Origin of the sequence: Streptomyces albicerus, from assembly GCF_008905045.1 — a bacterium.
Lineage (GTDB): Bacteria > Actinomycetota > Actinomycetes > Streptomycetales > Streptomycetaceae > Streptomyces > Streptomyces albicerus.
This window is the reverse complement of the sequence record NZ_VWMY01000009.1, coordinates 75,133-101,877: the sequence shown is the minus strand read 5'-3', so window position 1 is coordinate 101,877 and position 26,745 is coordinate 75,133. Positions and strand designations below refer to the sequence as shown.

Below are 26,745 nucleotides of genomic sequence, written 5' to 3'. Positions count from 1 at the left end.
CAATGCTCTTGACAGGGTCAGACTAAGGATCGGCCTCCGCCCAGGGAACCGGCGGGGTCCGACGGAGACAGCACTGTGACGGTTGCTCCGTGCGTGAACGAGCTGTTGCCGCCCGGCGATCGGGCGTCGACCGGTGAACCGATACGTCAACCAGTGACCTGGTAGGTGGCGGACGCCTGCTCGTACAGCCGCGTCACCTCGTCCCGCTCGGCCTCCGGACCGAGCACCTGCACCACGTGGTACCGCCCGTCGACGATGATCGCGAGGTTGCGTACGAAGACCTCACGTCCACCCGAGTCCTGCCAGGTGAACTGCCCCTCGGCCATGGTCCGTCCGCCCACGTCGATCCGCCGCATCCCGCTGGACGTGGCCCAGGTCGAGTCGCGGAACGGCTGCAACTCACGCTCGTCCTCGCGCTGGTACGTCATCGGGTCGCTGCCGTATTCGCTGGTGGTGTCGCGTCCCGGCACGATCAGCAGCTCGAAGTCGCCGTGGGAGTAGACGACTTGCCCGCGGCCGTTCTTCCCGGTCCGGTCCCAGCCGTTGGCGACCGCGACGCGGAATCCCTCGGAGTCCTTGCGCAGGGTGAAGCCCTGCGGGAGGTCGGGGCCGGTGGTCTGGGTCGTGGAACTGGACGACTGCGTCGGGCTGTTCTCCTTGCTCGCCTCATTGCTCGGCGACTTCTCGTCCTGCGGATCCGTGCCCGCGTTCCCGTCCGTGCCGGTGTCCGTGTCTCCCGAGTGCCCGGGAGCGGGGCTGACGACGTCACCCGCGGAACCGGTGCGCTCACCGGCGGTGTCGGACTTGGGCATGAACGCCATGGCGTACGCGACAGCCGCGGCCATCGCCAGCAGTATCAGCAGAAGCAGCGTGCGGCCCAGGCGGCGTGGCTTGGCCTCCTTGCCCTGCTTGGCCCGCTTGTGACGGCCGTGCGGGCTGGTGTCGGGCAGCCCGGCGCGGCGCCTGCGGACGAGCTCGCCCCGGCGGCGTACGACAGGCAGCCGCGTGGGGTCCGCCGGCGGCACCGCGACGACGTGCGTGCCCGCCTCCGGCTCGGGCGCCGACCGCACCAGCGAACGCAGCCAGCCGCGCAGCTCCTCGAAGTCCAGCCGCTCGGTGGGGTCCTGGCGCAGCAACGACTCCACGACCGGCCTGAGCGGCCCGCACTCCTCCGCGAAGGCGGGCGGCTCCGCACACACCAACTGCACCAGCTCGGCGGTGCTCTCCTCGGGATAGGGCGCGTGCCCCTGAACGGCCCGGAAGAGCAGCGCCCCCAACGCCCACAGGTCGGTCGCCGGCCCGATCGGCGCCGCCAACTGCCAGTTCTCATGCACCGGCCCGGCCTGCTCGGGCGCCCAACGCTCGGTGACGGGCCCCACGACGGCCATCCGCGCCTGCCGCGCCCGCTCGGCCGCCAACGCGGTGGCCGGACCTCGGTGGGCGGCGGGGGCGGGGGCGAGGTCGCTCCACTGGGTGGGGGCCTCGGTGGGGATTTGGCCGGTGGTGGGGTGGTCGGCAGTGGGGTGGCCGGTGGTCATGTGGCCGGCGGTGGCGTGGTCGGCCGAGGAGGCGAAGCCGCTGCCCGGCACACCGCTTCCCGGAAGCCCGGGGCCGCCACTCTGCGCGCCGACTCCCCTTGTCTGACCATCAGTTGTCTGACCGCCGGTTGTCTGACCGCCGTTCCCGTTGCCGTTCCCGGCGAGGGGCAGGCCCGATCCGTTCCCATGGAACCCGGTGGCGTCGCCAGGCCCCGGTACGCCGCTGCCGTTGCCGCCAGTGCCGCCGCCGGGCAGCGCGGGAGGCCGGTTCTGCCCGTTCCCGCCCGCCACGGGGGCACCGCTGCGCGGCGCCGCGCCATGCCAGGACCCCGACCGCCCCACCCCGTACGGGTCGGCGATCTGCCCCTGCGGCGAAGTGCGCTCCATACCGAGCCCGGGGATCTGCCCGGCCTCGGTCTCGCTCCCGTCGGGCTGGGACCTCGGCGCGGGCAAGGCCCCGCTCTGGCCGCCCCGCTGTTCCTCCTGGACGCGGGCCGCGGCCCGCGCGCCCGCACGGTAGGCCGCGATGGCCCCGGCCCGCGCGGCCCGCACGTCGCCGCCGGACTCCAACGCCCGCTGCCCCGTGCCCGCCGCCTGCGCCTGTGCGACGGGCGCCATGCCCCCGCCGCCGCCACCACGCACGGCCTCGACCGCGGCACGACCACCACCGGGAACTCGCGCCCCGGGCACACCACCTGAACCGGACTGTCCGCCCGGACCGGAGTTCCCGCCCGGAGCGGGCTGATGCGGCTGCCCGTGCTGCCCGTACGGGCCGGCCGGACCACCGGCCGCCCCGGAGCTCCCCGCCTCACCCTCGCCCTCGCTCTCGGCGGTCGGCACCGGGTCATACCCGCACAACGCTTCCTCCGCGGCCCCCGCGGCAAGCCCCGTGAGCATCACGCGCCCGTCGTCGCAGACGAGCACCGTGCGCGCGGTGATGTTCCGGTGCACCCACCCATGCGCGTGCAGCACGCGCAGCGCGGTCAGCACATCGGAGGCCACCTCGGCGGCCCGGTAGGGACTCAAAGGCCGCTCCGCGAGGAGCGCCGCCAGCGGCCGCGCGGACACCAACTCACTCACTATCCACAGCGACCCGCCCTCGGCGAACACGTCGAAGACCTGGTCGAGCCGGGGGTGGTCGGGGATCTGGGCCGCGGCCTGTGCGGCCTCGATCGCCCGCCGCACCGCGGGTTCGGTGGGCCGCCGCGTGGTCCGCGCGGACGGCCGCCGCACCCCGGCGTCCCGCGCCACGAACCCGTCGGGCAGCCCGTCCGCATCGAGCACCTCCGCCTCGACGATCTCGGGCAACGGCACCTGCCGGACCAGGACTTCCTGCCCGCTGTACGTGTCGAAGGCCCGGGTCTCGGCGAGTTCGTACTCGTCGGACGGCGGCAGCGGCAGGCGGTAACGGTCAGCGAGCACCCGTCCCGCATAGTCGTCCACGATGCCTCCCCCGGCCGCCCGGTTGGTCAATTCCGTTCGCCATGCGTCCCGTTGTGGCCGCAGATGTGGCTGCGTACGGTCCGCAACCACTCACGATACGTGCCCGAGGCAACCCACAGTGAGGAGATACGAGATCTCAGGAGTCTCGTGCCCCTCAGGGCTTCGGTTCGAACGACTTCGTCAGTGTCCGCCACGTATTTTTACGAAGCTCGGTGTCCCATTTCGAGGCCTTCGCGGTGTACATGAGCCCATATCCGAGGTCGTCCCGGACAACGAACCCGCGGTCTATGGACCGGTACTCCGTGCCGCCCTCCACATAGGTGAACTCCCAGTCGGCCGCGTTCCAGCCGCGGTAGCCCACCTTCTCTATTCGGATTCGCTCGTACTGCGACCGCTGCATGAACTGCTCTTGGTTCTTCCAGTCGGCCACCGGGTCGGACTTGGGCGTCGTGGTCCAACCGACCAGCAGCCACTGCCCGTCGGGACCGGCGAACCGGGCCCCGGCCGCACTCGTGGACTGGTACTTCCACCCCTTGGGCAACCCGATCGAGAACCCCTGCCCGCTCTTGTACGTCGTCACGGCGCCGTCACCCGAACCGCTGCCGGAGCCTCCGTCCGACCCGCTCGACCCGTTCGAAGCGCTCGCGCTCGGCGAACTCCCGGTGGTCGCGCCCCCGCCGGCGGAGTCCGTCTTCTCGTCGCTGCCCGTCTCGGTACCGCTGTTCTCGTCCTGCTTGGTGTCGCTCCCCGCGCTCGCCCCGCTGGACGCCGACTTGGTGTCACCGCTCTTGTTGCCCTCGGCTCCGGCGTCGCCCCCGTCACGCAGCGTGACGGCAAGGATCGTACCCAGCACGGCCAGCACGACGACCACGGCGACGATCACCAACGTCCGCCGAGGCACCACATCGGTGAGCGGCGCCCTGGGCGCGCTTGTCCGCGGATGTGTATCCCCGGCAGCACCACCCGAACCCCCGCCCACAGCACCGGAGTTCACCCCGGAGGTCGCAGCGTCCCGCTCCTTCGCCGAAGCGGGCGCGGCCGCGCCCGCGGAGGCAGCACTCGGGGCTCCCGCCGAGGCAGAACTCGGCGCAGAGGGAGAGGCGGACGCGGAAGCCGCGGGAGCAGCCGGAGTCGGGGGCGGGGTGGCGGCCGCCTTGCCGTCCGCTGACTCCGCTTCTTCCGCTTCTTCCGCCGTCCGGTCCGCGGTCTTCCCGGTGCTTACCGCCGCGGCGGCGACTCCCGCCGCCCCGGCCCCGGCGCCCTTCCCCTTCCGCACGGAACGCAGCGCCCCGCGCAGCCGCTCCCCCGGCTCCTCACCCTTCTTGCCTCCGGCCCCGGCCTTACCGCCGCCGCCCGAAGTCCCCTTCTTGGAATCCTTGGAACTGGAAGGAGTGTCCGGAGGCAGCTCCGGCAACGGCACGACCTTCGTCGCGTCCGGCGGCTCCGGCTCGTCCTCCTTGGGCTCGGGCGCGTGGATGACGTCGGTGAGCATCGCCCGCGCCCCCGCGTTGTCGAGCCGCTGCTCGGGGTCCTTGACGAGGAGCCCGTAGATGACCCTCTCCAACGGTCCCGCGTTCTTCGGCTGCTCCACCGGCTCGGTCATCACCGCGGTGAGCGTCGCGATGGCGGAACCCTTGTCGTACGGCGGCACACCCTCCACCGACGCGTACAACAACCCACCGAGCGACCACAGGTCGGCCGCGGGTCCCGGCTTGTGACCGCGCGCCCGCTCCGGCGAGATGTACGAGGGCGCGCCGACGAGCATGCCGGTCGAGGTGATGGACGGGTCGCCCTCGACCTGCGCGATACCGAAGTCGGTGAGCACGACCCGGCCGTCCTCGGCGATGAGCACGTTCGACGGCTTCACGTCCCGGTGCAGGATGCCTTCGCGGTGTGCCGAACGCAGCACATCGAGGATGGCCAGCCCCACCTCCGCCGCGCGCCTGGGCGTGAGCAGTCCGTCCTCACGGATCACCTCGGCGAGCGACTTGCCCTCGACGAGCTCCATCACGATCCACGGCCGGTTGTCCTCGTCGACCACGTCGAAGACCGTCACCGCGCCGTTGTTCCGGATCCGCGCGATGGCCTTGGCCTCACGGAAGGTCCGCGTGATCAGCCGTCGCTTCTCGTCCTCGTCGATACGCGGCGGCAACCGCAGTTCCTTGACGGCGACCGTACGGCCCAGCGTCTCGTCCACGGCCCGCCACACGGTGCCCATGCCGCCGCGGCCGAGGACTCCTCCCAGCCGGTACCGCCCGGCGAGGAGACGTTCACTCTCGTCCTGACGGGGTGCACCCGCCCGCTCCGCCTCCGACATGCGTCCCCTCATGCAACCCGCCCTGACAGAGCCTCCATTGTCCCCCACTCGAACACCGCCCAATGCCCCGGGTGTCCCTCGCGGAAGCATCCCCTCCCTAAGCCGTCCCACACCCGGCCCCGCCTGCCGCCCGGCCCGGGCCGTCCCCCATGATGAGCGGCGACCGATGAGCGGCGACGAGGAAGGACCGTGATGCCAACGCTGAGGACGCTACTGGCCCTTCCTGTGTGCCTGACCCTCCTCGGCCTGGCCCCGGCCGCCTCGACAGCCCCCGCACCCCCGGCCTCCGACACCGCCCTCACCCAACTCGTCACCGCAGGCAGGGCACCGGCCGCCGCCCTTCTGGCCGACGAGGATTCCGTCTCCCGCTTCGCCCACGCCGAAGCCGCCGCGACCTCCCGTTCCGCCCACCCGTCACCATCAGCCGCCGCAACTCCTGACGCCGCATCCGGCGCAGAGCCCCGCACCACGAACAGCGCCACAGACAGTCCCACGAACGGCACCGCGCCCGCCTCCAACGCCGGCGCCACCAAGGCCGAGGCCAAAGCCATCCACCGCACCGACCACTTCCGCGCCGGCAGCATCACCAAGACGTTCATCGCGACGGTCGTCCTGCAACTGGCCGCCGAGAACCGCCTGTCCCTGTCCGACACGGTGGACGCTCACCTGCCGGGCCTGGTGCGCGGCGCGGGCAACGACGGCCGGGCCCTGACGCTGCGCGCCCTGCTCGCCCACACCAGCGGCCTCGCCGACTTCACCGCCGACACCTCGGGGGCCGTCCCTCTCACGCCTGTTGAGGCCGTCCGTATCGCACTCACCCACCCTCCGGCCGACCGCGGCCGCTTCGCCTACTCCAACACCAACTACGCACTGCTCGGCATGGTCGTCGAACAGGTCACCGGCCACTCGTACGCCGCCGAGGCCGAGCGCCGCGTCATCGCTCCTCTCCATCTGAAGGGCACCTCGTTCCCAGGCGCCCGCCGCTCCCTGCCGGAGCCGCACGGCCGCGCGTACGCCACCGACGGATCCGACGTCACCGACCTGGACCCGCGCGTGGCCGGCGCGGCGGGCGAGCTGGTCACCACGCTCGCCGACCTGAACCGCTTCTACGCGGCCCTGCTCCGCGGCGACCTGCTGCCGCCCCGCCAACTGCGCGAGATGCTCGACACCCGCGCCGCACACGGCTCGTACGGCATCGGCCTCTATCCGGTGAAACTTCCGTGCGGCACCACGGTGTGGGGTCACAACGGCCGCATCACCGGCAGCTACGTCCGGACCGCAGCCACCCGCGACGGTCGTCGCGTCCTCACCTTCCGTGTGAACACGGATGCGATCGCAGACCCCGATCTCGAACCCGCCCTGCTCGCCGCCGAGTTCTGCCCCCGCACCCCGTAGAACGACCGGGTTCCGAGCAAAGATCCCAGCTCAGGACACTCGTTCGGGTGACATCGACTCGGCTTCACGAGCCCTCGGCACAGCCGGGGCCGCCCCGAGCTGCCCAACCTCTACAAAGGCACGATGTCCGGCGCCCCCAACCGAGCCGCGTCGGCCGTCAGATCGTCCGGCTGCCGCTGCGACTCCCGCTCCGCCTCCACCCGCTTCTCGTAGTGCTCGACCTCGCGCTCGATCTGGTCCTTGTCCCAGCCCAGCACCGGCGCCATCAGTTCCGCGGCCTCCCGTGCGCTGCGCGTACCCCGGTCGAAGGTCTCGATCGAGATCCGCGTCCGCCGCGTCAGCACATCGTCCAGGTGCCGCGCCCCCTCGTGCGAGGCGCCATAGACGATCTCGGCGCGCAGATAGTCCTCGGCGTGGGGCAGCGGTTCGCCGAGCGAGGCGTCCGTGGCGACGAGATCGAGCACTTCCTCCGCCAGCGCCCCATACCGGTTCAACAGGTGCTCCACGCGCACCACATGGAGCCCGGTCCGTGCAGCGATCCGCGCTCGCGCGTTCCACAGCGCCCGGTAGCCCTCGGCGCCGATCAGCGGAACGTCCTCGGTGACGCACTCCGCGACCCGCTGGTCGAGGCCGTGCACCGCCTCGTCCACGGCGTCCTTGGCCATCACCCGGTACGTCGTGTACTTGCCGCCCGCCACGACCACGAGCCCCGGCACCGGATGCGCCACGGTGTGCTCGCGCGACAGCTTGCTCGTGGCGTCCGACTCCCCGGCGAGCAGCGGCCGCAGTCCCGCGTACACCCCTTGCACGTCGTCACGCGTCAGCGGCACCGCGAGCACCGAATTTACGCGCTCCAGCAGGTAGTCGATGTCCGCGCTGGACGCGGCCGGGTGCGCCTTGTCGAGGTCCCAGTCGGTGTCCGTCGTCCCCACGATCCAGTGCCTGCCCCAAGGGATCACGAACAGCACGGACTTCTCGGTGCGCAGGATCAGCCCGGTCGTCGAGTTGATCCGGTCCTTCGGTACGACCAGATGGATGCCCTTGGACGCCCGTACGTGGAACTGCCCCCTCTCGCCCACCATCGCCTGCGTGTCGTCCGTCCACACCCCGGTGGCGTTGACGACCTGCTTGGCGCGGACCTCGTACTCCCCGCCCGCTTCGACATCCTGCACCCTGGCACCGACAACGCGTTCGCCCTCGCGCAGGAAGCCCGTCACGCGCGCGCGGTTGGCGACCTTCGCGCCGTACGCCGCCGCCGTGCGCACCAGCGTCGCCACATAACGGGCGTCGTCCATCTGCGCGTCGTAGTACTGCAGAGCACCGACCAGCGCGTCCTTCTTCAGCGCGGGTGCGATGCGCAGCGCGTGACGGCGTGACAGATGCCGGTGCACCGGCAGTCCGCGCCCGTGCCTGCGCGCCATCGACATCGCGTCGTAGAGCAGGACGCCCGAACCGGCGTACAGCCGCTCCCAGCCCTTGTACTGCAAGGGATACAGGAACGGGACGGGCTTCACGAGGTGTGGCGCGAGCCGCTCGAGGAGCAGCCCACGCTCCTTCAACGCCTCCCGTACGAGCGCGAAGTCGAGCATCTCCAGGTAGCGCAGGCCACCGTGGATAAGCTTGCTCGACCGGCTCGACGTGCCCGACGCCCAGTCACGCGCCTCGACCAGACCGGTGGACAGGCCGCGGGTCACGGCGTCCAACGCGGTGCCCGCGCCAACCACGCCCGCTCCCACGACCAGCACATCCAGCTCGCGCTCGGCCATTCCCGCGAGTGACTCGGCGCGCTCCGCCGGTCCCAGTGTCGCTGTCCGCACAGTTGCCTCCCGCTGTCTGTCGCGCTGGGCTCACCCGTCCGGCGACGCCCGGCTCACATCCCCCATGCCCAAATTCTCAACCCGTTGCCCGCCTTCGGCCACCACCGGCCGTCCGCCTGTGGATATCTCCCGGTGACTTCCGAAGAAACACAGACCAACAATCCCGCAAATCGGTCATATTTACTCCTAGTCTGACATTGCGCTCGTCCGTTCTGTCCACAGGGCTTGCGCCCTTGTCCCCCGTCGGCTACTGGGAAGGACGGCCCACCGCCATGCCCGCAGATCTCGCCGTCATCGGCCTCGGCCAGCTCGGCCTGCCCCTGGCCCAGGCCGCCGTCACCGCCGGAATCTCCACACTCGGCTACCAGTGCGGTAACCCCGCACCACTCGCCGCCGCCGACCTGCGCCGGATGCTCTCGACGGGTTTCCGGCCGGCCACCAACCCGGCCGAACTCGGCCGCGTCCGCACCGCGGTCATCTGCGCGCCGACCCCGCGCGGCGCGGACGGCGCGCTCGACCTGAGTCAAGTCGCCGACGCCGCCCGCACCCTGGCCGGGCGCCTGCGCCCGCACACCACGGTCATCCTGGAGTCCCCCGTATACCCGGGCACCACCGAGGAATTCCTCCGCCCGCTCCTCGAAGAGGGCTCCGGACTCCGCGCGGGCCGCGACTTCCACCTCGCGTACTCGCCCAGCCGTGTCGACCCGGGCAACCGCGACCACACCCCCGCCAACACCCCGAAGGTGATCGGCGGCCTCACCCCCGCCTGCACCGAGTCGGCCGCCGCCTTCTACGGCCGCCTCACCGACAAGGTGGTACGCGCGCGTGGACCACGCGAAGCGGAAACCGTGCAGCTCCTGGAGACCAACTACCGGTACGTCAACATCGCCCTGGTCAACGAAATGGCCGTCCTCTGCCACGACTTGGGCGTCGACCTCTGGGACGTCATCCGCTGCGCCGAGACCAAGCCGTTCGGCTTCCAGGCCTTCCGACCGGGCCCCGGTGTGGGCGGCCACGCCGTCCCCCGGGACCTCGCGGGCCCGAGGACCCGCTCCCTACGGATGGTCGAACTGGCCCAGCAGGTCAACAACCACATGCCCCAGTACGTCATCCAGCGCGCGGCCACACTCCTCAACGAACACGGCAAGTCAGCCCGCGGCGCGCGCGTCCTGCTCCTCGGCGTCACCTACAAGCCCGACCACGCCGACCAACAGGGCTCTCCCGCCCAGGAGATCGCGACCCGCCTGATGGAACTGGGCGCCGCCGTCAGCTACCACGACCCACACGTCCCGTCCTGGAGCATCCTCGACCGCCCGGTCCCGCGCGTGGACTCCCTCTACGAGGCGGCAGCCGACGCGGACCTGACGATCCTGCTCCAGCAGCACCGCACGTACGACCTCCAGGGGCTTTCGGTGAAGGCGCAGTTGCTGCTGGATACGCGGGGGGCTACGCCTACGGGGGCGGCGCATCGGTTGTGAAGGGGGGCGCGTGCGGGTGGACGAGCCTCTGGGGCTGGTGGCGCGCGACGCCCTCGCATCGGTAGCGTACGAGCGCGGATCCCGCCGACCCGGCGGCGGGATCCTGGATGGTGAATGGAGAGTCCGCCCCTACTGTGTATAGGGGCGGCCGCTCACCATCCGAAGATCCGCCTCCTACGGTGCCGTGCCGCCCGAATGCGGATCCGGTACCGTACGAAAAGGTGGAGCCCACCGCAGATGGCACTGCGGCAGGCTCCTGGATGGTTCACAGAGTGTCCACCCCTAGTTGACGTAGGGGTGGCCGCTCACCATCCGAAAATCCGCAAGATCCACCTCCTCTGGCACTTCACCATCCACAGACGGATCCGGTCCCAGCGGGTGGGCTTGCGGTGGCGGCCCATAGGCGCCCCCTTCCACGACGCCACCCAGAGGCCCGGTAGGCGGCTCGTTGGAATTCGGGCCGGGCCCCGAGGGCCGGGGTCCGGAACGTTCTCCTTGGAAGGGGGCGCCCCAGACAACTGGGGCGCCGAACACGGACGCTATCGCCTCGACACGGCCGTCCAGCGCGCATTCGCCCCGAACGCAACCGTGCGCCCCCTGCCGCAAAACGCGCCCCACCAGGGCCACTTGGACACGCGAAGGGGCCCGGCCACCCACGTAAGTGAGTGCCCGGGCCCCTTCGTCAAGTCAGGCTCAAGCCAAGCGCAGCGTCACGTCACCGCTTGTGCTGCGAATCCGCCACCGTCACCTCGACCCGCTGGAACTCCTTCAGCTCGCTGTACCCGGTCGTGGCCATGGCCCGCCGCAGCGCGCCGAAGAAGTTCATCGAACCGTCAGGCGTGTGCGAGGGACCGGCCAGGACCTCCTCGATGGTGCCGACCGTGCCGAGGTCGACCTTCTTGCCGCGCGGCAGCTCGTCGTTGACGGCCTCCATGCCCCAGTGGTGGCCCCTGCCGGGCGCGTCGGTGGCGCGCGCGAGCGGGGAGCCCATCATCACGGCGTCGGCGCCGCAGGCGATGGCCTTGGGGAGGTCACCGGACCAGCCGACACCGCCGTCCGCGATGACGTGTACATACCGGCCGCCGGACTCGTCCATGTAGTCGCGGCGGGCGGCGGCCACGTCGGCGACCGCGGTGGCCATCGGGACCTGGATGCCCAGCACGTTGCGCGTGGTGTGCGCGGCGCCGCCGCCGAAGCCGACGAGGACACCGGCCGCGCCCGTACGCATCAGGTGCAGGGCCGCCGTGTACGTGGCGCAGCCGCCGACGATCACGGGGACGTCGAGCTCGTAGATGAACTGCTTCAGGTTCAGCGGCTCGGAGGCGCCGGAGACGTGCTCGGCCGACACCGTCGTACCGCGGATGACGAAGATGTCGACGCCCGCGTCCACGACGGCCTTGGAGAACTGGGCGGTGCGCTGCGGGGAGAGCGCGGCCGCGGTGACCACGCCCGAGTCGCGCACCTCCTTGATGCGCTGCCCGATCAGCTCCTCCTTGATGGGAGCCGTGTAGATCTCCTGGAGGCGGCGGGTCGCGGTGTCCGCGTCCAGCTCCGCGATCTCGTCGAGGAGCGGCTGCGGGTCCTCGTACCTCGTCCACAGGCCTTCGAGGTTCAGGACGCCGAGGCCGCCGAGCTCCCCGATGCGGATGGCGGTCTGCGGGGAGACCACCGAGTCCATGGGAGCGGCCAGGAAGGGCAGCTCGAAGCGGTAGGCATCGATCTGCCAGGCGATCGAGACCTCCTTCGGGTCTCGCGTACGGCGGCTCGGGACGACGGCGATGTCGTCGAAGGCATACGCCCGGCGGCCGCGCTTGCCGCGCCCGATCTCGATCTCAGTCACGTGTGTGGCCTTTCCCTCTTCGCTTCTGCGCCTTCCAGTATCCCCGACGCCCACGACAAGGGCGGTCCCGGAGGCTCCGGGACCGCCCTTGGACGTGCTTCACGCGCGCGTGGATGTCATTTACGACTGTTCACAGCCCTGGGGACATCGTTTACGGCTACTGGTTGCGGCTGTAGTTCGGCGCTTCGACGGTCATCTGGATGTCGTGCGGGTGGCTCTCCTTGAGGCCCGCCGAGGTGATCCGTACGAAGCGGCCCTTGGACTCCATCTCGTCGATGGAGGCGGCGCCCACGTAGCCCATGGTCTGGCGCAGGCCGCCGACGAGCTGGTGCAGCACGTTGGCCAGCGGGCCGCGGTAGGGCACCTGGCCCTCGATGCCCTCGGGCACGAGCTTGTCGTCGGAGGCCACCTCGGCCTGGAAGTAGCGGTCCTTGGAGTACGACCTGCCCTGGCCGCGGGACTGCATGGCGCCGAGGGAGCCCATGCCGCGGTACGACTTGAACTGCTTGCCGTTGATGAAGAGCAGCTCGCCGGGCGACTCCTCACAGCCCGCGAGGAGGCTGCCGAGCATCACTGTGTCGGCGCCGGCTGCCAGCGCCTTGCCGATGTCTCCGGAGTACTGCAGACCGCCGTCGCCGATTACCGGGACGCCCGCCGCGCGCGCAGCGAGAGCGGCTTCGTAGATGGCGGTGACCTGCGGGACGCCGATGCCGGCGACCACACGGGTGGTACAGATCGAGCCGGGGCCCACGCCGACCTTGACGCCGTCTACACCGGCGTCGATCAGGGCCTGGGCGCCGTCACGGGTGGCCACATTGCCGCCGATCACGTCGACGCCGACGCTCGACTTGATCTTCGCCATCCAGTTGAGGGCGTTGCTGTTGTGTCCGTGCGAGGTGTCGACGATCAGGAAGTCCGCACCGGCCTCGGCGAGCGCCTGGGCCCGCTCCAGCGCCTCGGGGCTGGCGCCGACGGCGGCACCCACGAGGAGGCGGCCCTCGCCGTCCTTCGCGGCGTTCGGGTACTTCTCGGCCTTCACGAAGTCCTTGACCGTGATGAGGCCCTTCAGGACGCCCGCGTCGTCGACCAGCGGAAGCTTCTCGATCTTGTGGCGGCGCAGCAGTTCCATGGCGTCGTGCCCGGAGATGCCGACCTTGCCGGTGACCAGCGGCATCGGCGTCATGACCTCGCGCACCTGACGGGAGCGGTCGGTCTCGAAGGCCATGTCCCGGTTGGTGACGATGCCGAGCAGCTTCTTGTTGCCGTCGGTGACCGGCACGCCGCTGATGCGGAACTTGGCGCACAGCGCGTCGGCCTCGGCGAGCGTCGCGTCCGGGTGCACCGTGATCGGGTCGGTGACCATGCCGGACTCGGAGCGCTTCACCAGGTCGACCTGGTTGACCTGGTCCTCGATGGAGAGGTTGCGGTGCAGTACGCCGACACCGCCCTGGCGGGCCATGGCGATCGCCATGCGCGACTCGGTCACCTTGTCCATCGCCGCCGACAGCAGCGGGATGTTCACACGCACGTTGCGGGAGATGCGGGACGAGGTGTCGACCGCGCCCGGCAGCACTTCGGATGCGCCCGGCAGCAGCAGCACGTCGTCGTAGGTCAGCCCGAGTGTCGCGAATTTCTCGGGCACTCCGTCGACGTTGGCAGTCATGACACCTTCCCCAAATGGCCTTGATCGGTGCGGATGTCCATGCTAACGGGAAGCATGGCTCTCTCATTCCACGGTGACGGGTGCCCCTCGGCTTCGTAGGTTCGTACGGCCGGGGTGGCTTCTCTGTTCATCCGGTACCGCACCCCTTCGGGGACACGGGCTTTGGGTGGGCTGTGATCGCCCACGACCGCCGCGCACGCCGCCCTGGCGGCAGAAAAAATTTGCCGTACCGAGGAGAAGGCCTGTCGGGAAGCTCACGTGACGAGATGCCGACCAGAAGGCACGTGTGCCGTTCCGGCCGGCGGCCGACCCCACCTGGGGCGGCAGCCGGTCGAAGGGCCCCGCTACTGCTCCGCCAGTGCCCGCAGGCGGCTCAGGGCCCGGTGTTGGGCCACCCGGACCGCGCCCGGTGACATTCCCAGCATCTGGCCCGTCTCCTCGGCCGTGAGGCCCACGGCGATCCTCAGCAGGAGCAGCTCCCGCTGGTTCTCGGGGAGGTTGGCCAGGAGCTTCTTTGCCCACTCGGCGTCACTGCTGAGGAGAGCGCGCTCCTCGGGGCCGAGCGAGTCGTCCGGCCGCTCGGGCATCTCGTCCGACGGCACGGCCGTCGAGCCGGGATGGCGCATCGCGGCGCGCTGCAGATCGGCGACCTTGTGCGCGGCGATGGCGAAGACGAAGGCTTCGAAGGGGCGACCCGTGTCCTTGTAGCGAGGCAGTGCGAGAAGCACCGCGACACAGACCTCCTGCGCGAGGTCCTCCACGAAGTGCCGTGCGTCACCCGGAAGTCGGGACAGACGCGTACGGCAGTAGCGGATCGCGAGCGGATGGACATGGGCGAGGAGGTCGTGCGTGGCCTGCTCGTCGCCCTCGACAGCACGATGAACGAGCGCACCAACCGCCCCTTGGGCATTAGCCGCCTCGTCGTCGCGCATCGGTCCATGGTGCCTTGGCGTCGTCTGATCCGTGGCACCGCGTCCAATGTTGTGCACCGAAGCGTTATGAGCAGGTGCGCCGGAACTCATCTCCTGCGCCCTCCCCTCCCGCTCGACCGACTCGTTCCCGAGGAACTCCACACCTCAAGGATGCGGCATCCGCCGGGAAACGGGGATCGGGCGCCCGAACGGCCGATTTCGATCCCCCGTCGGGCCCGGCCCCACCCGCCGTGCAGCGGGCGGGGACACCCGTACCCCCCGCGGCAGTTCACCTAGCGGACCAGGCCCCATCGGAACCCGAGCGCCACCGCGTGCGCGCGGTCCGAGGCGCCGAGTTTTTTGAAGAGCCGCCGGGCGTGCGTCTTGACGGTGTCCTCGGAGAGGAACAGCTCACGGCCGATCTCCGCGTTCGACCGGCCGTGGCTCATGCCCTCCAGGACCTGGATCTCACGCGCGGTGAGCGTCGGCGCGGCGCCCATCTCGGCCGACCGCAGTCTGCGCGGCGCGAGCCGCCAGGTCGGGTCGGCGAGAGCCTGGGTGACGGTCGCACGCAGCTCCGCGCGGGAGGCGTCCTTGTGGAGATAGCCACGGGCACCGGCGGCGACCGCGAGCGCGACACCGTCCAGGTCCTCGGCGACGGTGAGCATGATGATGCGCGCACCGGGGTCGGCGGACAGCAGCCGCCGGACCGTCTCCACGCCGCCCAGACCGGGCATGCGTACGTCCATCAGAATCAGGTCCGAACGGTCGGCGCCCCAGCGGCGGAGGACTTCCTCGCCGTTGGCCGCCGTGGTCACGCGCTCTACGCCGGGCACGGTCGCCACCGCGCGGCGGAGCGCCTCTCGGGCAAGCGGGGAGTCGTCGCAGACGAGGACGGATGTCATGGCCGCCCTCCGCAGCTGATGCGCGTCACCTTGAGCCTCCAGGCTGGTACGAATCGTCACCTGTGCGGTCGACGCTCTCGGACGCTTGCCCGAGCGCTTGTTCTTTCAACCGCCTCCGCCTTCTCAACGACGGTCACCCGAAAGAGTTACGGGGCGGTGAGCCACGTTCGGCACTCTACGTGAGGGCGCGGACACGGTGCAGATGCCCGCAACGGACCCTCAAGGTTTCATCACAAGCCATGCCCCATTTAGCCTCTTTTCTTCCCATTTCCTAGCATCTGAGGCTAGATTCGCAATGAGTCATATTTTCATCTCCTTAGATCGTAGATGTACGATCATGGGCACGTAACCGCCCAGAACGGCTACAAGGGGACAACGCAATGGCAGATTTCTCCCGCCTTCCCGGACCGAACGCGGATCTGTGGGACTGGCAGCTCCTCGCGGCCTGCCGCGGGGTCGACAGCTCGCTCTTCTTCCACCCTGAGGGCGAGCGCGGTGCGGCACGGAGCGCTCGTGAGAACTCGGCCAAAGAGGTCTGCATGAGGTGCCCGGTACGCGCGGAGTGCGCGGCGCACGCCCTGGCGGTGCGCGAGCCGTACGGCGTGTGGGGCGGGCTGACCGAGGACGAGCGCGAGGAACTCATGGGACGGGCACGCAACCGCCTGGTATCGGCGGCGAGCGGTGCCCCTCCGCCGCACAATTGAAGGAACGTTTCTGCAGACGGGCACGCGCACGCGTGCCCCTACTTTTCTGGTGACTCAGCGTCTTTTGGGCGACTCAGCGCGCCGCGGCCCGGGCCAGCTGGTCCAGCGTGGCCGCCACCGCGGGCACCTGTGCCAGGTCCGGCAGCGTGAGCGCGACGATCTCCCGCCGCAGCGCGGGTTCCACCGTCACCATGCGCGCTCCCTTGGGGCGTACGGACTCGATGGCCAACTCCGGCAGGACCGCGACTCCGAGCCCCGCTCCGACCAGGCCGACCACGGCCGGATAGTCGTCGGTCGCGAAGTCGATGCGGGGAGTGAAGCCCGCACTCTCGCAGACCTCGATCAGCTGGCCACGGCAGCGGGGGCAGCCCGCGATCCACGGCTCGTCGGCGAGTTCGCCGATGGCGACCGCCCGCGCCCGGGCCAGCCGGTGCCCTTCGGGGACCAGACCGACGAGCCGGTCCTTCAGCAGGGGACGCACCACCAGGTCGTCCCACTCCTCGGCGCCCGCCGCACCCTCGTACCGGAATGCGAGCGTCACATCGCAGTCGCCTTCGCGGAGCATCTCGACCGAACGCGGCGGTTCGGCTTCCTCCAGGGAGACTCGCGTGCCCGGGTGCGCGGCGCGCAGGGCGGCGAGCGCGGTCGGTACGAGCGTGGAGCTGCCGCTGGGGAACGAGACCAGGCGTACGCGACCCGCGCGCAGGCCCGCGATCGCGGCGACCTCCTCCTCGGCGGCGGTGAGCCCGGCGATGATGCCCGCCGCGTGACGCACGAGGGCCTCGCCGGCCTGCGTCAGGCGCATCTCGCGGCCCGTACGGATCAGCAGCGTCGTACCGACGGAGGCTTCGAGGGCCTTCATCTGCTGGCTTACGGCGGGCTGGGTGCAGCCCAGTTCACGCCCCGCCGCCGAGAAGGAGCCGGTGGCGGCGACGGCGCGCAGCACACGGAGATGACGGGCTTCGATCACCCTTCGAGCATAAGCGAATCTTGGACACGACGACGAATATTGCGTCGACGCTTTGGCTCATATCGCCTACCGTGCCGCTCATGAAGCTTCTGTCTCTGAATCTGGGCCGGCCCAAGGCCGTCGACTACACGGACCAGGCGGAGGGCGTGACCGGGATCGACAAACGGCCGGTGGAGGGGCCGGTGCGGGTGGCCGCGCCGGGGCCCAAGGGGGTCGGCGCGAGCGGTCTCGCCGGGGACGCCGTCTGCGAGATGCGCCACCACGGCGGGGACCACCAGGCCGTGTACGCCGTCGCGCGCGAGGATCTCGACGACTGGGAGCGGGAGTTGGGGCGGCCGCTGGCCAGTGGGATGTTCGGGGAGAACCTCACGACGGAGGGGCTCGACGTGTCCGGCGCAAGGATCGGGGAGCGCTGGCGCATCGGGCCCGAGGTCGTTCTCGAGGTCACCTCGGGCAGGATTCCCTGTCTCACCTTCCAGGGCCATATGGGTGAGAAAGGGTGGGTCAGGCGGTTCACCCAGAAGGGGACGCCCGGCGCGTATCTGCGGGTGATCGAGCCCGGTGAGATACGGGCGGGCGACCCGATCGAGATCGTGCACCGGCCGGACCACGAGGTGACGGTCGCGCTCCAGTTCCGCGCGGTGACGACCGAACGGGGGCTGCTGCCACAGGTGTTGGCGGCGGGGGACGCGCTGCATCCGGATGCGCTGGAAACGGCGCGGAAGTACGTGGCGAAGTACGGCGGGGGTGCGGAGTGAGCGGGGCGAGCACCGTCCGTCCGGTCTAGTGCGCCCGGTTCAACCGGTATTCGTACAGCTCACGTAGGGGGAAACCCGGGCGGGGAACGGGGGTTGAATCGGGGGTGGATCCGGGGCCGTCCCCGATGCCCGGCGAGGGCATGATCCACGACGCTCGAAGCATGTCCCGCTTCAAGCGCGTCCTCATCGTTCTCGGCTCGGTCGTCGCCGTCGCGGCGCTGGCGGTCGGCGGCCTGTTCACATGGCTGTGGACCGGCGCCGACGTCAGCACGGTCGGCAAGGCGTCGTTCCAGAACGAGCTGGCGATACCGCCACTCGCGGAGTCCCGCGTGGAGAAGGACGGCACGCGCGTGTTCGACCTGCGCATGCAGGCGGGCGAGACGGAGTTCAAGGACGGGCGGAAGACGCCGACTTGGGGCTTCAACGGGTCGTATCTCGGCCCGACACTGCGCGCGGAGCGCGATGAGAAGGTCCGTGTGCGGATACGGAACGGGCTGGGCGAGGCCTCGACCGTGCACTGGCACGGCATGCATCTGCCCGCGCGCATGGACGGCGGCCCGCACCAGATGATCGAGCCCGGCGCGCAGTGGAGTCCGCACTGGACCGTGGACCAGCCGGCCGCGACGCTCTGGTATCACCCTCATCCGCACGGGGAGACCGAGCGGCACGTGGGGCAGGGGCTCGCAGGCATGTTCATCCTCGACGACGAGCGGTCGGCCGGCCTTGCCCTGCCGAAGAGGTACGGCGTCGACGACCTGCCCGTGATCGTGCAGGATGTGCGCTTCGACGGGGCGAAGTTCGACCACGGCCGCAAGATCATGCAGAACGTGGGCTTCCTCGGCGACCGGACGATGGTCAACGGCACGCTCAATCCGTACCGGGAGGTCACCGACGAACTGATACGGCTGCGACTGCTCAACGCATCGACCGCGCGCACATACGCCTTCGGCTTCCCCGACGGCCGCGCCTTCTCGCTGATCGGTACGGACGGAGGTCTGCTGGAGCGGCCGGCGTCGATGGAGCGGATCCAGCTGTCGCCGGGCGAGCGGGCCGAGATCGTCGTGCGGATGCGGCCGGGCGAGCGCACGATGCTGCGCAGCTTCCCGCAGGACAACTACGGGGACGCGTGGCAGCGGCGCTTCGGCGGGGGCGACGACTCCTTCGACGTACTGGAGCTGCGGGCGGCCGAGCGACTGCGGCCGTCGGCCGGACTGCCGTCCCGGCTGGGCGAGTTGGAGATACCCGACGGCAAGGACGCGACGCGGGGACGCCACTTCGACCTGAAGCGGTCCGGTATCAACGGGCGGCCGATGGCGATGAACCGTGTCGACGAGACCGCCACCCGGGGCACCACCGAGACCTGGACGGTGCGCAACTCCAACGGCATGCCGCACAACTTCCACGTGCACGACGTCCAGTTCCGTGTGCTGGAGGTGAACGGTGCCCCGCCGCCACCCGAGCTGCGCGGCCCGAAGGACACGGTGTTCCTGCCGAACGGGGCGACGATGAAGCTGGCGCTCCGCTTCGACGGCCCGGCCGATCCCGACACTCCGTACATGTACCACTGCCATCTGCTGTACCACGAGGACGAAGGGATGATGGGGCAGTTCGTGGTTGTGGAGAAGGAACAGCGGGCGGGTCCTCTTTCGGGTAGCTCTGCGCACGGAGACCATGAGACAGGTCACTAATCTTGGGCCATGACAACGGCTCTGATTACGGGATCGACCGCGGGCATCGGTGCCGCCTTCGCGCGGCGGCTGGCCTCCGACGGGCACAACCTCGTGCTGGTGGCGCGTGACACCAAGCGGCTCGGCGAGCAGGCGACGGAACTGCACGACCGGCACGGCATCGAGGCGGAGGTGCTGACGGCGGATCTGGCGACGGACGACGGCATCGAGGCGGTGGCCGCCCGCCTCTCGGACCGCAAGAATGCGGTCGACCTGCTGATCAACAACGCGGGCTTCGCCAACAAGGGCCTCTATCTGGAGGTGCCGATGGCGGACGAGCTGAAGATGCTCAAGGTGCACTGCGAGGCGGTGCTCCGGCTGACCTCGGCGGCGGTCGAGTCCATGCGGGCGCGCGGCCGCGGGGGTGTCGTCAACGTGGCGTCGGTGGCGGCCTTCGTGCCGCGCGGTACGTACGGGGCGTCGAAGGCGTGGGTCGTGCAGTTCACGCAGGGTGCGGCGAAGGACCTGGCCGGCAGTGGCGTACGGCTGATGGCGTTGTGCCCCGGGTTCGTGCGGACCGAGTTTCACGAACGGGCCGGGATGGGCACCGACAACATCCCGAACTGGATGTGGCTCGACGCGGACAAACTGGTCACGTCCGCGCTCGCCGACCTGGCGCGGGGCAAGTCGTTGTCCATTCCGGACCCGCGCTACAAGGCCCTGATGGGTGTGGTGAAGGTGACGCCTCGACGGCTGCTCGGCGGGGTCAGTTCGAAGACCGGGCGGAAGTACGGGCCGCAGTGACTGCGGTGCTGCCGTTAAGCGGCGGCGTGCCGATAGGCGCCGGCGCACATGGGATCCCCTTCAACTAAAACAGCTGAAGGGGATTTTCACTAAAATGGGCGTATTCCACCGGACCAGGGGGGCCGGAAGGCGGCGCCATGACATTCGTACAGCTGATCGACTGCAAGACCAGTCGGTTCGACGAGATGAATCGGCTCATGGACACATGGGTCGAGCAGACCAAGGGCAAGCGGACCGCGACGCACAGTGTGATCGGGAAGGACCGGTCCGACGCCTCGCACTTCATCGAGATCGTGGAGTTTCCGTCGTACGAGGAGGCGATGCGGAACTCGAACCTTCCGGAGACCGACAGGATCTTCCGGGAGATGGTCGCGCTCTGCGACGAGATACCGACGTTCACCGATCTGGAAGTGGTCCGTGACGAGCGGCTCTACAAGGCCAGCGTCCGCAATTTCTACGGGCTGCTCGCCGCCAAGGGCGCGCTGCCGTCGTGGGACGAGACCGTCGCGGAGAACTACCACGACCACGACCCGTCCAATGAGCAGGACGTGATCGGGATGGACGCCCTTCGCCGGGAGGCGGAGATGTGGCGGACCGGGTTCGACTTCACGTTCACCATCGAGGACCAGGTCGCCGACGGCGACCGGGTCTGCACGCGCTGGACCTGGAACGGCACCCACCACGGCGACTTCCTGGGGATACCGGCCAGCGGCAAGCAGGTCACCATGACCGGCACGACCATCCACCGGTGCCGTGAGGACGGCAAGATCGCCGAGGGCTGGTGGCAGTACGACCGGCTGGGGCTGATGACCCAGCTCGGGGTTCTGGACCAGCTCGAACTCTGACCGCCCCTCGGACTCTGATCGAACTCGGACTCTGATCGAACTCGGACCGAGCTCTGGCTGCCCAACGCGAAGGCCCGGTCCCCCGAAGCGTGGGGGACCGGGCCTTCGTCGGGCGCCTACAGGGACGTACGCCCCAAGTCGCTGCCCGAAGTGGCTGACGCCTAGTGGGAGTGGCCGTGACCGTGGCCGTGACCGGCCTCGGCCTCCTCCTCGGCCGGCTTCTCGACGACCAGGGTCTCGGTCGTGAGGAGCAGGGAGGCGATGGAGGCGGCGTTCTCCAGGGCGGAGCGGGTGACCTTGACCGGGTCGATGACGCCGGCCTTGATCAGGTCGCCGTACTCGCCGGTCGCGGCGTTGAAGCCCTGGCCCTTGTCGAGCTCGGCGACCTTGGAGGTGATGACGTAGCCCTCCAGGCCGGCGTTCTCGGCGATCCAGCGCAGCGGCTCGACGACGGCGCGGCGGACGACCGCGACACCGGTGGCCTCGTCGCCGGTCTTGTCGAGGTTGCCCTCGAGGACCTTGGCGGCGTGGACGAGCGCGGAGCCACCACCGGAGACGATGCCCTCCTCGACCGCGGCGCGGGTCGCGGAGATGGCGTCCTCCAGACGGTGCTTCTTCTCCTTCAGCTCCACCTCGGTGGCGGCGCCGACCTTGATCACGCACACGCCGCCGGCCAGCTTCGCGAGGCGCTCCTGGAGCTTCTCGCGGTCCCAGTCGGAGTCCGTGGACTCGATCTCGGCCTTGATCTGGTTGACACGGCCGGCCACGTCGGCGCTGTCGCCGCCGCCGTCGACGATCGTCGTGTCGTCCTTGGTGACGGTGACGCGGCGGGCGGTGCCCAGCACGTCCAGGCCGACCTGGTCGAGCTTGAGGCCGACCTCCTCGGCGATGACGGTGGCACCGGTGAGGGTGGCCATGTCGCCGAGCATCGCCTTGCGGCGGTCACCGAAGCCGGGGGCCTTCACGGCCACGGCGTTGAACGTGCCGCGGATCTTGTTCACGACCAGGGTCGACAGGGCCTCGCCCTCGACGTCCTCGGCGATGATCAGCAGCGGCTTGGAGGAGTTGGTCTGGATGACCTTCTCCAGCAGGGGCAGCATGTCCTGGATGGAGGCGATCTTGCCCTGGTGGATCAGGATGTACGGGTCGTCGAGGACGGCCTCCATACGCTCCTGGTCGGACACCATGTACGGCGACAGGTAGCCCTTGTCGAAGGCCATGCCCTCGGTGAAGTCCAGCTCCAGACCGAAGGTGTTGGACTCCTCGACGGTGATGACACCGTCCTTGCCGACCTTGTCCATCGCCTCGGCGATGAGCTCGCCGACCTGGCTGTCCTGGGCGGACAGACCGGCGACGGCCGCGATGTCGGACTTCTCGTCGATCGGTCGGGCCGTCGCGAGGAGCTCCGCGGAGATGGCCTTGACCGCGGCGTCGATGCCCTTCTTCAGGGCGGCCGGGGAGGCACCCGCGGCGACGTTCCGCAGGCCTTCGCGGACCAGCGCCTGGGCCAGCACGGTGGCGGTGGTCGTACCGTCACCCGCTACGTCGTTGGTCTTGGTCGCCACCTCCTTCACCAGCTGGACGCCGAGGTTCTCGTACGGGTCGTCGACCTCGACCTCGCGGGCGATGGTGACACCGTCGTTGGTGATGGTGGGGGCGCCGAACTTCTTGTCGATGACGACGTTGCGGCCCTTGGGGCCGATCGTCACCTTGACCGTGTCGGCAAGCTTGTTGACGCCGCGCTCGAGGGCGCGACGGGCGTCCTCGTCGAACTTCAGGATCTTCGCCATGGGAGCGTTGGCCCTCTCGGAAATCTAGAGGTGGGTCTGGAAATGGGTCCAGATGGATCCAGACCCGGAGTGAACGAACTACGCCCCCGACGCCCGGCTTCTTATTGGTCGCGGGGGCCAGGGGCGCAGCTCTGAAAGCAGTAATGCTGAGGTGAATTACTTCTCGATGATCGCGAGTACGTCGCGAGCCGAGAGGACGAGGTACTCCTCGCCGTTGTACTTCACCTCGGTGCCGCCGTACTTGCTGTACAGCACGATGTCGCCGGTCTTCACGTCGAGCGGCAGGCGCTCGCCGTTCTCGAACCGACCCGGGCCCACGGCAAGGACGACGCCCTCCTGGGGCTTCTCCTTCGCGGTGTCCGGGATGACCAGGCCAGAGGCCGTGGTCTGCTCGGCATCCAGCGGCTGGACCACAATGCGGTCCTCGAGCGGCTTGATGGCAACCTTGGAGCTGGTGGTCGTCACGATCCGACCTCCCCCTTCGGAGATCTCACGGGGTTAACTGTCTGAGGTGGCGACCAGGTGGATCCGTCGTCGCGGGTGCCGGACCTGCCCGTCGCGTAGTTGGCACTCTCCTGTGGTGAGTGCCAGAGCCGAGACTATGACCGTGATTAGCACTCGGTCAAGCGGAGTGCCAATTGCCTCCGGCGGGCGGGGGAAATCCGGCGGCCGGAATCGGGGTGTCGTCCCTGGCGGCCGCCGCCCCCAGACCCCCGCTAGTCGGCCTGAGGGCCTCGTCCTCGAACTCCCCCAGCTACCGCTGGGAGGTGCCCCCGGACGGGCTGCTTGGCTACAGGTAGTCCTCCAGGCGCGCCACCGTGAAGCCCTGTCTCTGGATGCGGTTCAGGACTCTGGTCGTCGCCTCCGTGAGGGTGGTGCCGTCCTCGCCCTCGGGGAAGTGGAGGATGTCGCCCGGACGGAGGCGGTCCTGGTCGCGCCACAGGACGATCGCGGCGATCCCGCAGTCGGCGGCCGCCCGCAGGGTGTCGGTGTTGTAGTCGCCGTAGGGCGGGCGGAAGAGGCGGGGGCGGATGCCGAAGCGCTGCCTGAGTTTCTCCTGCTGGCCGCAGATCTCGGCGCGCTGGCCCGCGTACGGGAGGCCCGGCAGGTACGGGTGGTCGAGCGTGTGGTTCTGCACGCTCGCGCCGACCGCGCGCAGCCGCCCGAAGTGGGCGTACCCCGGTCCGACGACACTGTCCGTGAGGAACATGCTGACCGGCAGCCGCAGTTCACGGACCATGTCGACGAACCGCGGGTCCTTCTCAGCGCCGTCGTCGAAGGTCAGGAAGACCACCTTGTCGCGGGTCCGGACACGGTCCACGACGGGCGGCAGGCCCGGGCCCGCGTCGCGTACGGCGGGCCGCCGGGCGGGTCGGCTCGGAGCCGGGGCGAGCGGGGCGGTCAGGCCCCAGCGGCGGTACGTGTCCATGGTGGGACCGTGCGGGCGTACCTTCTGCGCCCCCTTGTTGCCGAGCCGTTCGATGGGGTCGACGGACTGGGCACAGCCGGTGAGGCCGACCGCCCCGGCGAGGAACCCTGTGAGCAGCGTGGCGACCCCCCACTTCCTCACAGGTAGTCCTCGAGACGCGCCACCGCGTACCCCCTGTCCGTGACCAGCTTCATGAAGCGGCGGACCATGTCGGGCATCGTGCCCTTCCAGTGCTCCTTGCCTCGGAAGTGGCTGAGAACGATGTCACCGGGGTGCAGGTCGCGGTCCCACTCCCGGTAGTCCCAGCGGTCGGCGAACACCTCCTCGTTCCACAGCGGGACCGCCTTGATGCCGCAGGCCTTGGCGGCGCGCAGGGTGTCCTCGTTGTAGTTGCCGAAGGGCGGGCGGAAGAGGGTCGGGCGTTTGCCGTACCTCTTCTCGATCACGTGCTGCATGCCGCAGATCTCGCGCTTCTGCGCGGCGTACGAGAGGCGGGGCATGTAGCGGTGGTGGAGGGTGTGGTTGTTCAGGACGACGCCTCTGTCCTGCATCTTCTTGAAGTAGCCGTAGTCCTTCTTGACCAGGTAGTCGCTGAGGAAGGCGGTGTACGGGATCTTCAACTCGCTCATCATCCGCAGGAACGCCGGGTCCTTCTCGGCGCCGTCGTCGATGGTGAGGAAGACGACCTTGTCCTTGGTGGGGATGGTCGTGAAGACCGGCGGCAGACCCTCGTGGTCGTCCACCTCGAAGCCTTTGCGGGTCTTGATGTGTGGCTTCTTCTTGGGGGGCGGGGGTGCGGACAGCGGGAGCTCGGGCAGGCCCCAGCGCTTCACCGCGGTGACGCGTGCGCTGTGCTTCTGGCGGAGTTTGGTGGCGTATTCGTCCAGGGCTTGGGCGGGTGGGGCCTTGAGGAGTTGTTGGCCTGCGGCCGGCTTGACGTTGGTGTCGTCGGATTCTCCTGCGCAGCCGACGGTTAGTGCAGTGACGGTCAGTAGCGCGAGAGCGCTTTGCGCTCTGCGGAATGGCCGGTTTGCGACCTGCGGGTCGATGGGGGCTGAGCGCGCCCACGCGGCGGAGCCGCACAATGTCACGCCCCGCGCCCCTGACGGGGCGCTCCCGCCACCCTTTGTCACATCATTACTGTCATTTTGTCGCACAAGTCGCATAGAACCGGATCCTCACAGGTCACACCCCTTACGCACCCTCGACACCGCCGTGCCGCGCATGCCGTCCACCGACTGGCCCACAATGGGGCGGTGAACGACCTCGATCGGCTTGCCTCCTTCGCCGCCCTGCTCACCGACCGCGGCCGCGGCCTGCTCGACGAGGTGCGCGGTACCGAACCAGCCCAGGAGCTGGCCGTCGCGACCCGGCTGCGGCGTGAGCACCCCGCTGAACTAGTCTCCGCGGCGCTCACGCAGGCACGGCTTCGGCAGCGGGCCGTCGTGAAGTTCGGTGCGGCCGACGCGGAGCGGATGTTCTTCACGACGAACGGGGTGGAGCAGGCGACCCGGGCGACCGTCGCCGCGTACCGGGCCGGGCGATTCCAGGAGCTCGGCGTGCGTTCCGCCGCCGACCTGTGCTGCGGCATCGGAGGTGACGCGATCGCGCTCGCGCGCGCCGGGATCCGCGTGCTCGCCGTCGACCGTGACCCGCTGACCTGCGCGGTCGCCCGGGCCAACGCCGACGCGCTCGGGCTCGCCGACTTGATCGAGGTGCGCGAGACGGATGTCACCGAGGTGGACACGTCCGCGTACGACGCCGTCTTCGTGGATCCGGGCCGACGCGGCGGCCGGGGGAGGATCTTCGATCCCGAGGCGTACTCGCCGCCTCTGTCGTGGGCGGTCCAAGCCGCGCTCAAAGCGCCCGTCGCCGCGCTGAAGATCGCGCCCGGCATCCCGCACGAGGCCGTCCCCGCCGAGGCCGAGGCCGAGTGGATCTCGGACTCCGGGGACGTGAAGGAGGCCGTGCTGTGGTTCGGCACGCGAGCGCCGGGGCTCGTCCGCGCGACCCTGCTGCCCGGGCCGCGCGCCCTCCTCGGGCGTGGGTTGCCCGACCCTCAAGTCCGGCCGCTGGGACGGTACTTGTACGAACCCGACGGGGCCGTCATCCGCGCCCATCTCGTCGCGGAGGTCGCCGAGGAAATGGACGGCGGAGGGTTGATCGACGAAACGATCGCCTACATCACCGCGGATTCGCTCAAGTCCACTCCGTACGCCACCGCTTACGAGATCACCGACCAACTTCCCTTCAACGTAAAGAAGTTGAAGGCCCTGCTGCGGCAGCGCGAGGTCGGCGTCCTCACTGTCAAGAAGCGAGGCTCGGCCGTCGAGCCGGAGGAGTTGCGGCGCAAGGTCAAACCGCAGGGGCCGAATTCCGCGACCGTGTTCCTGACGCGGGTGCGGGGCGCCCCGACGATGCTCGTGGGGCGCCGGGCCTGACGACAGCCTCGGGTTGTCCGTCGGCTGCGG

The 26,745-nt window shown here is 69.8% G+C and carries 20 protein-coding genes; 8 read left to right on the top strand and 12 right to left on the bottom strand.

Annotated elements, in window-relative coordinates; translation table 11 throughout:
- Positions 1-146: 146 nt before the first annotated feature.
- Together GAS53_RS09745 and GAS53_RS09740 are read right to left on the bottom strand one after the other, a co-directional pair.
- A complete protein-coding gene (locus GAS53_RS09745; RefSeq protein WP_151477067.1) occupies positions 147-2,981 on the bottom strand; it encodes a protein kinase in 2,835 nt (944 codons plus the stop codon).
- 154 nt (positions 2,982-3,135) lie between these two features.
- The gene (locus GAS53_RS09740; protein WP_151477144.1) at positions 3,136-5,298 is read right to left on the bottom strand and encodes a serine/threonine-protein kinase; all 2,163 of its coding nucleotides are present in this window, start codon (positions 5,296-5,298) and stop codon (positions 3,136-3,138) included.
- A gap of 192 nt (positions 5,299-5,490) precedes the next feature.
- On the opposite strand from GAS53_RS09740, the gene GAS53_RS09735 reads away from it, so the two are divergent.
- Positions 5,491-6,693, top strand: coding sequence for a serine hydrolase domain-containing protein (locus GAS53_RS09735; protein ID WP_151477066.1), 1,203 nt, complete (start codon positions 5,491-5,493; stop codon positions 6,691-6,693).
- Between the two features lie 110 nt (positions 6,694-6,803).
- Here GAS53_RS09735 and GAS53_RS09730 read toward each other — a convergent pair whose 3' ends face one another.
- Entirely contained in the window at positions 6,804-8,510 is a 1,707-nt protein-coding gene (locus tag GAS53_RS09730; protein WP_151477065.1) for a glycerol-3-phosphate dehydrogenase/oxidase, read from the bottom strand.
- A gap of 272 nt (positions 8,511-8,782) precedes the next feature.
- Between GAS53_RS09730 and GAS53_RS09725 the strand changes: the two genes are divergently transcribed.
- Positions 8,783-9,988, top strand: coding sequence for a nucleotide sugar dehydrogenase (locus GAS53_RS09725; protein ID WP_151477064.1), 1,206 nt, complete (start codon positions 8,783-8,785; stop codon positions 9,986-9,988).
- Positions 9,989-10,703: 715 nt separating this feature from the next.
- Here the strand turns inward: GAS53_RS09725 and GAS53_RS09720 are convergent.
- The 4 genes from GAS53_RS09720 to GAS53_RS09705 form a co-directional block, all read right to left on the bottom strand.
- Entirely contained in the window at positions 10,704-11,828 is a 1,125-nt protein-coding gene (locus GAS53_RS09720) for a GuaB3 family IMP dehydrogenase-related protein (protein ID WP_151477063.1), read from the bottom strand.
- 157 nt (positions 11,829-11,985) lie between these two features.
- Positions 11,986-13,491, bottom strand: a complete 1,506-nt coding sequence (gene guaB / locus GAS53_RS09715; protein ID WP_151477062.1) for an IMP dehydrogenase — start codon at positions 13,489-13,491, stop codon at positions 11,986-11,988.
- Between the two features lie 344 nt (positions 13,492-13,835).
- Positions 13,836-14,423 carry a sigma-70 family RNA polymerase sigma factor gene (locus GAS53_RS09710; protein ID WP_151477061.1) on the bottom strand — a complete coding sequence of 196 codons (588 nt, stop codon included), beginning with the start codon at positions 14,421-14,423 and terminating at the stop codon, positions 13,836-13,838.
- 272 nt (positions 14,424-14,695) lie between these two features.
- Positions 14,696-15,307, bottom strand: coding sequence for a response regulator transcription factor (locus tag GAS53_RS09705; RefSeq protein WP_003948568.1), 612 nt, complete (start codon positions 15,305-15,307; stop codon positions 14,696-14,698).
- Between the two features lie 380 nt (positions 15,308-15,687).
- Here GAS53_RS09705 and GAS53_RS09700 point away from each other — a divergent pair, with 380 nt between their 5' ends.
- Positions 15,688-16,011 (top strand): WhiB family transcriptional regulator, encoded by a 324-nt coding sequence (locus tag GAS53_RS09700; protein ID WP_151477060.1) that lies wholly within the window; start codon positions 15,688-15,690, stop codon positions 16,009-16,011.
- Positions 16,012-16,084: 73 nt separating this feature from the next.
- On the opposite strand, the gene GAS53_RS09695 is transcribed toward GAS53_RS09700, so the two are convergent.
- Complete coding sequence (locus GAS53_RS09695; RefSeq protein WP_151477059.1) at positions 16,085-16,981, bottom strand: LysR family transcriptional regulator; 897 nt, start codon at positions 16,979-16,981, stop codon at positions 16,085-16,087.
- Positions 16,982-17,061: 80 nt separating this feature from the next.
- On the opposite strand from GAS53_RS09695, the gene GAS53_RS09690 reads away from it, so the two are divergent.
- From GAS53_RS09690 to GAS53_RS09675, 4 genes are all read left to right on the top strand, one after another.
- Positions 17,062-17,739, top strand: a complete 678-nt coding sequence (locus GAS53_RS09690) for an MOSC domain-containing protein (RefSeq protein ID WP_151477058.1) — start codon at positions 17,062-17,064, stop codon at positions 17,737-17,739.
- Positions 17,740-17,900: 161 nt separating this feature from the next.
- Positions 17,901-19,427, top strand: coding sequence for a multicopper oxidase family protein (locus GAS53_RS09685; protein WP_151477057.1), 1,527 nt, complete (start codon positions 17,901-17,903; stop codon positions 19,425-19,427).
- Between the two features lie 9 nt (positions 19,428-19,436).
- Positions 19,437-20,210: an SDR family NAD(P)-dependent oxidoreductase gene (locus GAS53_RS09680; protein ID WP_151477056.1), complete on the top strand. Its 774-nt coding sequence runs from the start codon at positions 19,437-19,439 to the stop codon at positions 20,208-20,210.
- Positions 20,211-20,347: 137 nt separating this feature from the next.
- Entirely contained in the window at positions 20,348-21,055 is a 708-nt protein-coding gene (locus GAS53_RS09675) for an ester cyclase (protein WP_151477055.1), read from the top strand.
- A gap of 161 nt (positions 21,056-21,216) precedes the next feature.
- Here GAS53_RS09675 and groL read toward each other — a convergent pair whose 3' ends face one another.
- The 4 genes from groL to GAS53_RS09655 all read right to left on the bottom strand — a co-directional run bounded on the left by groL (position 21,217) and on the right by GAS53_RS09655 (position 25,440).
- Positions 21,217-22,845: a chaperonin GroEL gene (gene groL / locus GAS53_RS09670; RefSeq protein WP_151477054.1), complete on the bottom strand. Its 1,629-nt coding sequence runs from the start codon at positions 22,843-22,845 to the stop codon at positions 21,217-21,219.
- 156 nt (positions 22,846-23,001) lie between these two features.
- Complete coding sequence (gene groES / locus GAS53_RS09665) at positions 23,002-23,310, bottom strand: co-chaperone GroES (RefSeq protein ID WP_003998759.1); 309 nt, start codon at positions 23,308-23,310, stop codon at positions 23,002-23,004.
- 325 nt (positions 23,311-23,635) lie between these two features.
- Positions 23,636-24,415, bottom strand: coding sequence for a polysaccharide deacetylase family protein (locus GAS53_RS09660; RefSeq protein ID WP_192583044.1), 780 nt, complete (start codon positions 24,413-24,415; stop codon positions 23,636-23,638).
- Positions 24,412-25,440, bottom strand: coding sequence for a polysaccharide deacetylase family protein (locus tag GAS53_RS09655; protein ID WP_151477053.1), 1,029 nt, complete (start codon positions 25,438-25,440; stop codon positions 24,412-24,414). The genes GAS53_RS09660 and GAS53_RS09655 overlap by 4 nt, the downstream gene beginning before the upstream one ends.
- A gap of 90 nt (positions 25,441-25,530) precedes the next feature.
- Between GAS53_RS09655 and GAS53_RS09650 the strand changes: the two genes are divergently transcribed.
- Positions 25,531-26,715, top strand: a complete 1,185-nt coding sequence (locus tag GAS53_RS09650; protein ID WP_192583043.1) for a class I SAM-dependent methyltransferase — start codon at positions 25,531-25,533, stop codon at positions 26,713-26,715.
- Positions 26,716-26,745 lie beyond the last annotated feature (30 nt).

What these genes read in the sequence shown, in the direction of transcription:
- GAS53_RS09740 (WP_151477144.1), bottom strand. Translation starts at nt 5,298, where the DNA reads ATGTCGGAGGCGGAGCGGGCGGGTGCACCCCGTCAGGACGAGAGTGAA.
- GAS53_RS09735 (WP_151477066.1), top strand. Translation starts at nt 5,491, where the DNA reads ATGCCAACGCTGAGGACGCTACTGGCCCTTCCTGTGTGCCTGACCCTC.
- GAS53_RS09725 (WP_151477064.1), top strand. Translation starts at nt 8,783, where the DNA reads ATGCCCGCAGATCTCGCCGTCATCGGCCTCGGCCAGCTCGGCCTGCCC.
- guaB (WP_151477062.1), bottom strand. Translation starts at nt 13,491, where the DNA reads ATGACTGCCAACGTCGACGGAGTGCCCGAGAAATTCGCGACACTCGGG.
- GAS53_RS09710 (WP_151477061.1), bottom strand. Translation starts at nt 14,423, where the DNA reads ATGCGCGACGACGAGGCGGCTAATGCCCAAGGGGCGGTTGGTGCGCTC.
- GAS53_RS09705 (WP_003948568.1), bottom strand. Translation starts at nt 15,307, where the DNA reads ATGACATCCGTCCTCGTCTGCGACGACTCCCCGCTTGCCCGAGAGGCG.
- GAS53_RS09700 (WP_151477060.1), top strand. Translation starts at nt 15,688, where the DNA reads ATGGCAGATTTCTCCCGCCTTCCCGGACCGAACGCGGATCTGTGGGAC.
- GAS53_RS09690 (WP_151477058.1), top strand. Translation starts at nt 17,062, where the DNA reads ATGAAGCTTCTGTCTCTGAATCTGGGCCGGCCCAAGGCCGTCGACTAC.
- GAS53_RS09685 (WP_151477057.1), top strand. Translation starts at nt 17,901, where the DNA reads ATGTCCCGCTTCAAGCGCGTCCTCATCGTTCTCGGCTCGGTCGTCGCC.
- GAS53_RS09680 (WP_151477056.1), top strand. Translation starts at nt 19,437, where the DNA reads ATGACAACGGCTCTGATTACGGGATCGACCGCGGGCATCGGTGCCGCC.
- GAS53_RS09675 (WP_151477055.1), top strand. Translation starts at nt 20,348, where the DNA reads ATGACATTCGTACAGCTGATCGACTGCAAGACCAGTCGGTTCGACGAG.
- groL (WP_151477054.1), bottom strand. Translation starts at nt 22,845, where the DNA reads ATGGCGAAGATCCTGAAGTTCGACGAGGACGCCCGTCGCGCCCTCGAG.
- GAS53_RS09655 (WP_151477053.1), bottom strand. Translation starts at nt 25,440, where the DNA reads ATGCGACTTGTGCGACAAAATGACAGTAATGATGTGACAAAGGGTGGC.